6 protein-coding genes are annotated in these 13,041 nt (G+C 67.5%); all 6 read left to right on the top strand.

What is annotated here, in order from left to right; all coding sequences use genetic code 11:
* The first annotated feature begins 8 nt into the window (after positions 1–8).
* The gene (locus ABT001_RS14545; protein WP_351276620.1) at positions 9–386 is read left to right on the top strand and encodes a hypothetical protein; all 378 of its coding nucleotides are present in this window, start codon (positions 9–11) and stop codon (positions 384–386) included.
* A gap of 126 nt (positions 387–512) precedes the next feature.
* On the top strand, positions 513–5,312 hold the full coding sequence (locus tag ABT001_RS14540) for a DEAD/DEAH box helicase (protein WP_351276618.1): 4,800 nt from the start codon (positions 513–515) through the stop codon (positions 5,310–5,312).
* Complete coding sequence (locus ABT001_RS14535) at positions 5,309–7,225, top strand: UvrD-helicase domain-containing protein (protein ID WP_351276616.1); 1,917 nt, start codon at positions 5,309–5,311, stop codon at positions 7,223–7,225. The genes ABT001_RS14540 and ABT001_RS14535 overlap by 4 nt, the downstream gene beginning before the upstream one ends.
* On the top strand, positions 7,222–10,470 hold the full coding sequence (locus tag ABT001_RS14530; RefSeq protein ID WP_351276614.1) for a helicase-related protein: 3,249 nt from the start codon (positions 7,222–7,224) through the stop codon (positions 10,468–10,470). The genes ABT001_RS14535 and ABT001_RS14530 overlap by 4 nt, the downstream gene beginning before the upstream one ends.
* Positions 10,471–10,472: 2 nt before the next feature.
* The gene (gene drmB, locus ABT001_RS14525; protein WP_351276612.1) at positions 10,473–12,329 is read left to right on the top strand and encodes a DrmB family protein; all 1,857 of its coding nucleotides are present in this window, start codon (positions 10,473–10,475) and stop codon (positions 12,327–12,329) included.
* An 88-nt stretch (positions 12,330–12,417) separates the two neighbouring features.
* Entirely contained in the window at positions 12,418–12,918 is a 501-nt protein-coding gene (locus ABT001_RS14520; protein ID WP_351276610.1) for a hypothetical protein, read from the top strand.
* Positions 12,919–13,041: the final 123 nt, after the last annotated feature.

Below are 13,041 nucleotides of genomic sequence, written 5' to 3'. Positions count from 1 at the left end.
AACCCCACATGATCGAGGACGACGACGCCTGGATGGCCTGGTTCATCCGGAAGTACGACGAGCTGGAGGACCCGGAGCTCCGGGCCGAGCTCCTGGCCGGTCACGGCATCCACCCCCAGGTCCTGGCTACGGAACGGCGGCGCCTCGCCCGCCCCTCGCGCACCACCGCACCCTCGGAGCCGGTCGCCACCCCTTCCGACCCTCCCGTGCGCCGCATCTCCCGGGCCACCCGGCGTCCCACCACCCCTCGGCGCGCCGGTCGCCCTCGCACCTACCAGGTCACCCGCACCCGCCGGGTCCGTACGAACGGACGGACGGTGACGGTCGTCACGAGGACCGTCACGACGGTCACGACCGTCACCACGGTCACGACCACCGACAGCTGAGCCCGAGCCCCTAGCTGCACCTCCACTCAGCAGCTCCACGTTGTTCCGCGGGGTGCCGGCATACAGCCGGCACCCCGTGCTCCCCCCGCGCGTCCTGGTTCGTTCGCCCTTTGAGACAGGTGCCTCATGACCGACCGGCAGCTCGCCGACTCCTCGCTCCCGCCCGTGATCGAGACCGTGATCCGACAGTCCGCCACCGTCCTGAAGACCTATCAGGTCGATCCGGGGCTGATACAGGAGCACGCCAACGGCGAGCGTCGCATCACCCAAGGCGGCTACGGTGAACGCCAGTTGTACGAACTCGTCCAGAACGCCGCGGACGAGATCGCGGCCGCGCCCGGCGGCAAGTTGCACGTGGTCCTCACCGACAACCACCTGTACTGCGCCAACGTAGGCAGTCCCGTCACGCCGGAGGGAGCCGAGACGATCCTGCGAATGGGCGTCTCCCGGAAGCGCGGCGGGCAGATCGGCCGGTTCGGTGTCGGCGTCAAGTCCGTTCTCTCCGTGAGCGACTCACCCCAGTTCTTCAGCGGGAACGGCACCTTCGGTTTCGGCTTCGACAAGGAGTGGTCCGCTGCCGAGATCGCACAGGCTCTCGGCCAACAGGGTGATCTCCACATGGACACCCCGGTGCTCCGCATGGCCCGTCCTCTCGACGTCGAGCAGGAACGCGCCGACGACGACACCTTGGACAAGCTGCTGCGCTGGGCCACCACCGTGGTCCGCCTGCCACTGACGAAGGGTGCCGCTGAACGCCTCGCCCGCGACATCGTCGGGCACAGGGGTCGCAACGGACGCGAGACCGACGCCTTCCCCGCCCACTTCCAGTTGTTCTCCCCTCATGTCGGCGAACTGTTCCTGCACGACCGCCGCTCGATGCCACCCGTCCGCCGGGAGATCTCGATCGAGCACAAGGGCAACTACCGGACGCTCAAGGAGGTGGCGAGCGGCGCCAAGCAGACGACTGAGCAGTGGAAGGTGTTCTCGGCCTCCTACTCCCCTACCGGCGAGGCCGAGGAGAGCGCGGGCGAACTTCACGGCCGGCCCGTTTTGGAGGTCTCCTGGGCGATGCCCGAGTACACCGTGCGGAACGGCCTGTACACCGTGCCTGTCGGCAAGGGCTCCTTCTGGGCGTTCTTCCCCACCAAGTACGAGGTGTCGTTGACCGGCATCCTCAACGCACCGTGGAAGACGAACGAGGACCGCCAGCACCTTCTCGACGGGAGTCCTTTCAACCGTGAACTCCTGCAGGTCGCGGCACGGTTGGTGATCGACACCCTGCCCTCGCTCGTGCCCGCCGAGGATCCCGCCGCCTACCTCCCCCTGTTGCCGGGGCGCACCAAGGAGAAGCTCAACTGGGCCGACGAGTACTTCCTGCGCCGCGTGTGGGAGTACGCCGCCGACAGCCCTTCCCTGCCCGACCAGAACGGCGTGCTCCAGCGGCCTCGCGAGCTCTTCATCACGCCGCCCAACCTCGACAAGGAATGGGTCCAGATCTGGGCCGAGTACAGCGGTCGCCCGGCCGGCTGGCTCCATCCGTCCGTCGACGCGTCCGACACCACTGTCCGACGCGGCAAGATGAACCACATCCTGGATCAGGCGGGGAAGACGCCCGAGAGCATCAAGGACTGGCTCGAAGCTCTCGTCTCCGACGGCTCGGCGGAAGCCTCGACCCACGCCATCGAGATCTTCTCGCTGATGGTGCTCAAGGACCAGGCCGCACGGCTGCGCGAGGACTCAGCGATCACCGCCGCAGCTCGCCGGGCGAAGATCGTCCTGACCGAGGGCCACGGCATGGTCGCACCTGTCGCCGGAGAGATCTACCACCGGACCTCGGCCGACACCCTCCGTGACGACATGGTCTATGTGCACCCGTCGATCTCGGATCGACCCGAGATGGCCAGGCACCTGCACAACATCGGCATCAGGGTCGCCGACGCGCAGGGACGGTTCGAAGGCGTCCTCGACCAGGGTTTCGCCACCTATGACACCGCCGCCTGGTCCAACTTCTGGGTTCTGCTCAGGAGCGCCGGAGGCAGCGCGCAGACCGAGCGCATCCGCGCGAAGGTGCCGAAGCCCTCGCACACGCTGCGCGTCCGGACCCTGGACGGCCGGTACCGACCGATGCGCGACTGTCTCCTGCCCGGACCGGTGGTACCCGCCGACGGGAGCCGGGACAAGGGCATCACCGTCGACATGGACTTCCACGACAGCGACAGGCCCGTGTTCCGCGACTTCGGGCTGTCCGACCGTCCGACCGGCGGACATCGGCCACAGGGTGAGACCTGGTTCGAGGAGTACCGACAGGCTGTGCACGAGAAGCACCTTCGCGGCCTGCCGAGCACAGCACCCCGCCCCAACATCTCCCGACTCGTCGTCGAGGGCGCCGCGACCCTGGGCCCGCTGCACCTCCTGCCGGTGCTGTCCGACGAAGGCCGCGGCGCCTTCGTGTCCGCCCTGCCGGCGTCCGACATCTCGCAGCACTGGCAGATGCGGTACGGAACCAACGGCAACACGCGCACCCCCGTGGTGTCTCCGCTGCGCTGGATGATCTCCAGGCACGGCCTCGTACGCACCTCCATGGGTCTGACCCGCGTGTCCGAGGCCGTCGGTCCCCAGCTCAAGGCTTTCCATTCCGTGCTGCCCGTCGCCGACATCTCGGACGAGGCGGCGCGCCGGCTGGGCATGCCCACGACCACCGATGAGGTCCCCGCCGGTCGCTGGGGCAAGCTGCTGGACCTACTCCTGCAGAGCGAGGACGACGCCTTCATCGGGCATGCCTATGCCCTGCTGCACCGCGTCGAGTTCGAGTTCCCGGACGATGTGCTCACCCGGTGCCGAGTGGGGAACTCCTGGGAAGGACGCCCGGACAACGAGATCGCCGTCGCGACGGGAGACTCGGAATTCAAGGAACTCGTGCGCGAGGGACTCCCTGCGCTGCTCGTCGCCGAGAAGTCCGACGCCGCCTCCGCAAAGGCGATGATCGAGGACTGGGGCATGCTCAAGGTCTCCGACGTCATCAGCCGGGAGATCGACGCGGTGAAGATCGGGCGGGCCTCCTCCCTCATCGAGGAGTTCCCCACGGTCAAGGCCCGCCTCGGCCAGGCAGGAAACAACTACAAGATCCAGCGCTGCTCCGAGCTCACGCATGTGATGCGTACGCCCATGGGGAGCAAACGGAAGCCCCTCACGTTCTCCAGGAAGGGGCAGACCCTCTTCGTCCTGGACTCCCTCGACCGCCTCCAAGTGCTCCAGGCCGCGGACGAGGAGTTCAAATGGGGCTTCGGGCTCGCGGGTTGCAGCCAGGCCCTCGCCCTCCAGGAGAGGCAGGAGCACGATCAGGCCCTCCAGAAGCGGCTGCGCGAGGTCCGGGAGGCCGAGAGCGTCATCGACAAGATCGCTCTCCTCCTCGGCGAGGAAGCCCTGCGTGGCGGGCTTCCGCCCGGGCTCATGGAGAGCGAGCTCCACGAGCACGGGAGCGAGCCGAGCCTTCGACGCGTCGCCGAGATGGCGTTCAACGCCCATGGCGAGGCGATCCTGCGGATTCACTCCCACGATCTCACGCTGAACTTCCCCACCCGGGCGCCCGCGTCCTTCAGCGGGGGCCAGAAGGCCCTGCTCTTCGTCACCGATCTCGGGTTCCCGGACTCCTTCGCCGGCGCCCAGGTGCCCTCCTTGGAAGCCCGTCTGGAGGTGGAAGGGCCGATCGAGTTCCCGGCCCTGCACCCCTATCAGGAAGACCTCGCCCAAGCACTTCTGGGCCTGCTGGAGAACCCGATGCCGCAGCGCGGCATGCTCAGCCTGCCGACCGGAGCCGGAAAGACGCGTGTCACGGCGGAAGGCGTGATCCGCTGGATCCGTGACCGCGAGAGTCTTCCGGGCCCGGTCCTGTGGATCGCTCAGACCGAAGAGCTGTGCGAGCAGGCCGTGCAGAGCTGGAGTTTCGTGTGGTCGAAGGTGGGCCCTGAACACCCTCTGGTCATCAGCAGGTTGTGGGCGTCCAACGAGGCGACTCCGGTCGACGGACGACCCCATCTGGTCGTCGCGACCGACGCCAAGCTGGACCGCTGTCTGACGGAGGAGAACTACACCTGGTTGCGGGAGGCGGCCTCGCTCGTCATCGTCGACGAGGCACACACCGCGATGTCCAAGCGCTACACACGTCTCCTGGAGCAGCTCGGCCTCACCCATCACCGGACCAGCCGGCACCTGGTCGGTCTGACCGCGACCCCGTACAAGAACAACGCGGAACTGACCCGACTTCTGGTTCAGCGCTTCGGCAACAGGTTGGACACGGGGGTCTTCGACGGCGACCTGTCCGTCGCCATCAAGTCCTTGCAGCACATCGGAGTCCTGGCCCAGGTGAGACACCGAGAGCTGAAGGGTGCCGCCATCGCCCTGACAGCTGACGAGCGTGCCCAGTCCGACACGTTCGCCACCCTGCCCAAGGGCGCGGAACAGCGGCTCGCCGAGGACCACGACCGCAGTCAACGCATCGTCGACGAGATCGCCGCCATGCCGTCCGACTGGCCGGTGCTGGTGTTCGCCACCTCCGTCGCCCATGCCAAGCTGCTCGCGGCCAAGCTGGGTGACAGGGACATCAAGGCCGCGGCCATCGACTCGAGCACGCCCACGAACGAACGCCGCCAGCGGATCAGCGACTTCCGCAAGGGCAGGACCCAGGTGCTCACGAACTACGGCGTGCTCACGCAGGGCTTCGACGCACCGGCCACCCGGGCGGTGGTCGTCGCGCGGCCGACCTACAGTCCGAACATCTACCAGCAGATGATCGGACGTGGTCTGCGCGGCCCGAAGAACGGTGGCAAGGAGAGCTGCCTGATACTGAACGTACGTGACAACATCACCAACTACGGTGAAGAGCTCGCGTTCACCGAGTTCGAGTACCTGTGGGACGAGGCCCAGTGACACCCGTCCTCCCCGCAGAGCACCCGCTCACCCCCGCGCAGCAAGCCGTGGTGGAGCAACCCTGGGATGCCCGGGTCCTGGTCACGGCCGGTGCGGGCGCCGGCAAGACACACACCCTCGTGCGACGACTCGACGTGTTGGTGGAGCGCGAGGAGCTGGAGGCCGGGGAGATCCTGGTACTCAGCTTCTCCCGTGCCGCCGTACGCGAGCTCACGGAGCGGATCGAACGGCACGCCGCCGCCGCACAGCGCATCCGTGTCCAGACCTTCGACGGCTGGGCCGCCGCACTGCTCAACCGCGCCTATCCGGACGTGGACTGGGGGACGTACACCTTCGACAGCCGCATAGAGGCGGCCACCGAGGCGATCGACAAGGGTGCGGTCGAGGGCGGCGAGTACGTGCCCGCGCATGTGGTGATCGATGAGGTCCAGGACCTCGTCGGCGTACGTCGGGAGATGGTCGAGGCATTGCTGGACCGCTTCCAGGAGAACAGCGGCTTCACCGTGGTGGGGGATTCGGCTCAGGCTGTGTACGGCTTTCAGGTGTCCGATCCGGAACAGCGCGCCGAGGAGACCGACCGCTTCCTGGAGTGGGTGCGAGCCACATTCGGCGAGGAGCTCGTGGAGCTCCACCTGGGCGACAACTTCCGGGCCCGTGGCGAGACGGCTCGGATGGCTCTGCCGTACGGCACCCCGTTGCAGCGACTGCCCCGCGATCCGGCTGCGGCCGGTGGCGAGGCGGAGCGTATCCACGGTGATCTCCGTGCGCTGCTGTTGTCGACGCCGAACTTCGGGAGCCTGGAGGACGAGTTCGTACTGGCGGCTCTCCGGGACTATCCCGACACCACTGCCATCCTGTGCCGCGACAACGGTCAGGCATTGACGTTGTCCGGCATCCTGGCCGCAGCCGACGTGCCGCACACACTGCAGCGTTCGGCCCGCGAGCGCTCCACGCCTGTCTGGATCGCCGAGCTCCTCGCCGCGACCGGCACGACCGCCCTCACCAGGGAACGCTTCGAGGAACTGCTGGCAGACCTGCCCATCCCCGCCGGCAGCGTGCCGGAAGCGTTGTGGCGGTCCGTACGGAAGGTGGCGCGCGGCCGTGGTCGGGGAACCCTCGATGTCGTCGCACTGCACCGCGCGGTCGCCGAAGGGCGGCTGCCGGATGAGCTCACCGCGGCGCCGCCTTCCTCGCTCGTGATATCGACGATGCACCGGGCCAAGGGCTTGGAGTTCGATCGGGTCCTGATCGTCGAACCACGAACACTGAAGGAGCCGGCTCCCGTCAGGAAGAAGAAGTACGACTACGATCCGGCTGCCGAGGCCCGGCTGCTGTATGTGGCCATGACGCGGGCCCGGGACGATCTCTACGTCCTGGACGCACCCAACTCGTGGCTCGTCCGGAAGGACAAGAGGATCGACCGCTGGTACCTGGGCGGTCGTAGTGCCTGGGCCCGTAACGGGATCGAGCTGATCGGTTCGGACGTCTCCCACGAACAGCCCCCCGGCACGGAGGGGTTCCAGCAGGACGCAGAGGAACTCCGACGTCATCTGGTGACCGATGTCGCCGCCGGTGCCGAGGCGGAGCTGGTCCTGTTGCACGACATCCCTGTCGACTCGGACCAGTCACCTCCGTACGCGGTGGTGGCCGGGGGGCGACAGATCGCCATGGTGTCCGAACGCTTCAGAACGGACCTGACCCGGTTGCTGCGCCGCACCTCCCGCTCCGAGGTCGATCGATGGCCGCCGTTGATCACCGGCCTGAGGATCGACTGCGTGGAGGGCGTGGCGGGCAGCACCGCCGCCACCGAAGCCGCAGGCCTGGGCTCGCACGGCGCCTGGGTCGCCCCCCGTTTGTGCGGCCTGGGGCGCTTCCACTGGTACGCGAACGACTCCGAGGGGAACACAGAATGAGCGGGTCGGCCCACCAGGCGCACTACGAGATGCGCGACTCGCTCGTCGAGGCCCTCCGTCAGGACCTGCTCGGCCCCGTGGGTGGGGTGGACGAGGTGCTCACGGATGACGCGCCGATCACCATGTATCCGGTCGGTGTGCTCTTCCCGCGCTCCCGTCCGGACGGGGCCGGCAGCGCCGCCCAGGCCGGAACGACCGAACAGGGCGAGCTGGAGTCCGAGCGGGACGGGTTGGACACCTTGCCGCTCGGCGTCCGTCGGGACATCGAGGAAGGACCGGGTGATCTGGGCGTCTCGCTGGCGAACGTGCGGATGCCGTCGTCCATCGGCCTCACTTTTGCCGTCGACCCGGCCGTCTCGGAACGGATCCGGTTGACCGTGAGCACCGCCGTCTACCTTCCCGAGGACGCCGAGGGGAAGCCGGTGGCCGCGAAGCGGACCGAGGCGCGGAGCACGAAGGCCCAGCGGGAGCATTGGCGGCGTTCCGCCCTGCGGATCGAGCCCGTCGATGTGGACGTCACTCGCCCCGGGCTGCTCGACGCCTTCGTTCTTCACCCGGGGCTGGAACTGCGTGTGCTGGTCCGCCCCCGCTCCACGGACGGGACCGTGACCGTGACGGCCACGGTCGTCAACAGTCTCGAGGTCGGCCGGTACGACCTCCGTGACGCGCATTGCTTCTACCAGCCGGTGCTGAGCATCACCGCGGAGGACGGCACCAGCCCGATGTTCGTGGTGCGGCCCACCACTCTCGGAGCGGTCGACCCGGAGCAGGCGCTGAGCAGGCTCCTGCACCGCCATGTGCCGAGCTTCGCCATCGGCCACGGATGCGCGGCATATTGGGATTGGACGCCGCCTCCCGTGGGCGCCGTATCGACGGAACGTCCTACGGTCACCGCCCTGCGGACGGAGTTCGTCCCTTCCCACGAGGTGCTGCTGACCGATTCCAACCCTGGGATCGACGACAAGCCGCTGACCATGTATGGGTTGGGAACAGACCCGACGCATGAGGTCGTGTCGGCGCTGCGCGCCCTGCTGGCAGGGTACGAGCGTTGGATCCTGACCCAGGAGGAGCAGGCCGGTCTGCTGAGCGGCACGGAGGACGGCACCGCTGCGGCGGATCAGATCCTGCTGTGCCGCCGAGCTCTGCGCCGGATGCGTGAGGGCGTGGATCTGCTGGAGGACGCCGAGCGACCGGACATCATGCGCGCGTTCCGGCTGGCGAACCTCGCCATGGCCGACCAGCGAGCACGTACCGTGTGGATCAAGGGGGGCAGGTCCGGCCGGCCGGACGAACAGGCCGGCCGGTGGCGGCCCTTCCAACTCTCCTTCATGCTGCTCTGCCTGGCCGGGATCGTCGATCCCGAACACAACGACCGGGAGGTCTCCGACCTGCTGTGGTTCCCCACAGGCGGCGGTAAGACGGAGGCATATCTCGGGCTGATCGCTTTCACCACCTTCTTCCGAAGGCTGCGGGACGGATCCGCAGGGGCGGGTGTCACCGTTCTCATGCGGTACACGCTCCGGCTGCTCACGCTCCAGCAGTTCGAGAGAGCCGCAGCACTGATCTGCGCCATGGACCTGCTGCGGGCCGCCGACCCGGAGCGGCTGGGACACGAGGAGATCTCCATCGGCATGTGGGTGGGCCGCTCGGCCACTCCCAACTCGCTGACGGCCGCCGAGAGCAAGCTGGCCGACCTCGTACGCCACGAGAACCTCCAGTTGCAGACGGAGAACCCGGTGCAACTGCGCAACTGCCCGTGGTGCGGTGAGCCGATGCGCCCCCGTGACTACGCGGTCGACAGGAACGCCGTACGCATGACGGTGAACTGCCCCTCAGGGAGCTGCCCCTTTCGCCGAGGACTGCCGGTGCATCTCGTCGACGAGGCCGTCTACGCCCATCGTCCGACCCTGGTCATCGCGACGGTGGACAAGTTCGCGTCGATGCCCTGGCGCCCCGCCTCAGCGGCTCTGTTCAACCGGGACATCGACGGGGTCAGGCCGCCCGAACTCATCGTGCAGGACGAGCTGCACCTCATCTCCGGCCCGCTCGGTACGCTCACCGGCCTGTACGAAACGGCCGTCGATGCGTTGGCCGAGCGCCCCAAGGTCATCGCATCGACCGCGACCATCCGACGCGCCGGCGAGCAGGGCACCCGCCTGTTCGACCGTAGGGTGGAGCAGTTTCCGCCCGGCGGCCTCGACGCGAGGGACTCCTGGTTCGCCGTCGAGACGCCTCGCGAACGCAAGGCGGCCCGCTGCTACGTCGGCCTCCTGACCTCCAGCACCAGCCAGGCCACCTTGCTGATCCGGGTGTACGCGGCGCTGCTTCACCGGGCGCATGCCCATGACGCTCCTCCCGAGGTGAAGGACGCGTACTGGACCTTGGTCGGCTACTTCAACAGCCTGCGCCTGCTGTCTGCGGCGGAGCTCCAGGTCCTCGACGACGTCCAGGAACGGCTGGGTCATCTCGCGGCGCGGGACGCCCTCAAGGCGCGTCGCGCTGACGCTCTCACGGAATTGAGCAGCCGAGCGAACGCCAGTGACATCTCCCGCCGCCTCAAGGACATCGAGCGACGGCACCCCAGCCCGGACGCACTTGACGTACTGCTGGCCACCAACATGATCTCCGTCGGTGTAGATGTCGACCGACTCGGGCTGATGGCCGTGATGGGGCAGCCGCAGACCACCGCCGAGTACATCCAGGCGACAAGTCGCGTCGGCCGACAGCACCCCGGCCTCGTCGCGATCATGCTCAACTCCACCAGGTCCAGGGACCGTTCCCACTACGAGGACTTCCAGAGTTTCCACTCCGCCCTGTACCGCGAGGTGGAGTCCACGAGCGTCACACCCTTCTCCGCACGAGCCCGTGACCGAGGCCTGCACGCCGTGGTGGTGGCTCTGGCTCGGTTGATGCTGCCTGCCGCACGGGCCAACGACGCGGCCGCACGCGTGGAGGACTTCCTCACCGATCTCCACGACGAAGTCGGAAGGGTTCTCCTCGCCCGGGTCGCGACGGTCGAGGAGGCCGAGCTCGAAGCCACCACCGCGGCCTTCGAGCAGTTCATCGAATGGTGGAGGAGCGAGGCGCACGACCACCCGAACCTCGTCTACGAGGCAACACGTGCCTCGCGCGGACCCGCGCTGCTGGCCAATTACGACGACGAGTCGGCCACCGTTTCGCCATGGAAAACACTGTGGAGTCTGCGCGACGTAGACGCCTCGTCCACCTTCTTCGAGGAGCGCTGACCATGGGTCCCGTACCGCCCCGCACCCGCCGCCGCGGCCTCCCCTCGACAGCGGCACGAAGCGCTCGCAAGCTCGGCGAGATCCGTCGCGCCCAGCTCATCACGACCTACGGCGTCGGAGCCATGATCGCTGTGGAGAACGAGTCCTTCCTCATCCGGGGCATCGACTCGTGGGACATCTCCGAGGCCCCCTTCATCTCGGAGCCGCGTCTGGCTCAGCAACTGGGAGTCTCCGGGTTCCGGATGCCTCCCGCTCCCGATGCCGACTCGGCCCGGGACGGGGTACGAGCGGTGCGCTTCCCGGAGATGTACTCATGCCCTCACTGCCATCAGTTGCAGCCCTTCCGAAAGTTCAACTCTCCGGCCGGCCGGGCCGAGTGCTCGACATGCCTGGAAAGCCTGGTCCCGTCCCGCTTCGTGATGGCGTGCACCCACGGTCACCTGGAGGACTTCCCCTACTGGAAGTGGGTCCACCGAGGTAACCGGACGGGCACCGGCAGCTGTGGGGGCCAACTGACCTTCCAGGCCGACGGCTCGACCGCATCCCTGCGTGCCGTGCAGATCGGTTGCAGCTGCGGCGTGGAGAAGGTCTCCATGGAAGGGTCGTTCCGACGCCAGGCCCTCCGGGACCTCGGCATCCGGTGCAGTGGCCGCCGCCCCTGGCTCAAGGACGCTCCGGCCGAGAGCTGCCAGGAGCCACCCCGCACCCTCCAGCGTGGTTCCTCCTCGGTCTGGTTCCCGGTCATGCACTCGGCCCTGTCCATCCCTCCGTACAGTCAGGGAATCGCCAAACTCGTAGCACCCTTCTACGACGGCTTGAGGGAAGAGGACCCCGCCTCCATCAAGACGTTCGTACGCGTCATGAAACTGCTTCTCCACCACCCGAAATACACTGACGACGACGTCGTGGCGGAGGTGCAGCGGAGGCGAGCGGACGAGATCGCCGCCGAGGAGCAGGTCGATGAGACGGAAGCCGCCAAGCGTGTCGGCGACTACCGGCGGAAGCTCTACGAGGGCGAGTACCGAAGCCTCTCCACGCCTCACCCCGAAGATGCCACGGAAGAACAGGAGTTCGTCTGCGAACCCCCTCTCGCCCCGCTCGGCACCTTGCGCTCGTCACACGGGCTGGCCCAGGTGATGCTGGTCAAGCGACTGCGTGAGGTACGGGCGCTGCAGTCGTTCCGAAGGGTGGAGGAGCCGAGTCCGGCCGACTCCCAGCTTCGCCAGGCAGCGATCTCATTGGCGAAGCCGAGGTGGCTTCCGGCATTCGAAGTGAGCGGTGAGGGTGTGTTCCTTCGCCTGGATCAGGAGCGACTGCGGGCATGGGAGGAGCAACCGGCTCAGGTCGCTCGCGCCGCTCGGATCCGCGAGAACCACGAGAGGCTGCTGTCGGCACGGGCCGGCGACTCGGACAAGCCGATTCCTCCCTCACCCGCCACTCCTCGCTTCCTCCTTCTGCACGCCTTGGCCCACATACTGATCAACGAATGGAGCTTGGACGGCGGCTATCCGGCAGCGTCCCTGCGAGAACGGCTCTACAGCGAGGAGAACATGGCGGGTGTGTTGATCTACACAGCCACCAGTGACTCCGCCGGCAGTCTCGGCGGCGTCGTCGCGCAGGGGGAACCTGGCCGCCTCGCCTCTTCCCTCCAGGCCGCTCTACGCAGAGCGAGTTGGTGCTCGAACGACCCTCTGTGCATGGAGGCGGAGGCGAGCGGCGCGGACAGCCTGAACATGGCCGCTTGCCACGCCTGTCTACTCCTCCCCGAAACGAGCTGCGAGAACAACAACATATTGCTCGACCGCGCCGCGTTGGTGGGGACGCCGGATGGTCGGGTGCCGGGCTTCTTCACCCTCTGACCCGAAGGCGCAGGCGGTCGGGAGCAGGCAGGGCGCCCCGACCGCCTGATCAGGTCCCTTCCCCGGCCAGGTACAGCAGAATGGTGGGATGTCGTCCACCGATGCTCTGCTGGCCGAACTGGGCGGACACATGGCCGCAATGGTTTCGGAATCGCGCGTGTATGTCCGGGTCGGTCGATTCGCCGAGGCGTTCCCCGACATTACTGAGCTGACTACGCAGATCCATGGACTGCTCGGCAGCGTCTTCGACGACGTGGCCTGGAAGCGCTTTCTCATGGTGCAGGAACTACCGACGCCCCTGCGTATCGTGCACAGCCTGGAGCCCATCGAAGTCGATGAGGCCGCGGCATTCATGGTTTCCGTCGCCACGCGCGACATCGTCTGGCCATCGCACCGCCTCATGGACAACGACGTAGCCGCATTCGCCGCGAAGCAAGTGGTGGGCTTGCTGGGCCAGGGCTCGACATGGTGGACCAACCACGACTCCGACTGCGGCGCTACCAACTCGGTGACACCGGTCTTCGACAGCCTGATCGCCGGGACGAACGGAGAGGTCTTCGCCATGATGATTCAAGTAGCGGACGATTGACCGGCCCCGGTTCGTGATCGGCCCGGCCGGAGCATGCCTCCGTGCTCAGGTCGGTGCCTGCGGCGACAGCGGTTGACCGCGTGGGACAGAAGTGCCGGAAACCGAGCGCCGTACCGGCTGCCC

This window comes from Streptomyces sp. NPDC002793 (genome assembly GCF_040295485.1).
Lineage (GTDB): Bacteria > Actinomycetota > Actinomycetes > Streptomycetales > Streptomycetaceae > Streptomyces.
The sequence above is the reverse complement of the archived record's forward strand: the minus strand, read 5'-3'. Positions and strand labels throughout refer to the sequence as shown.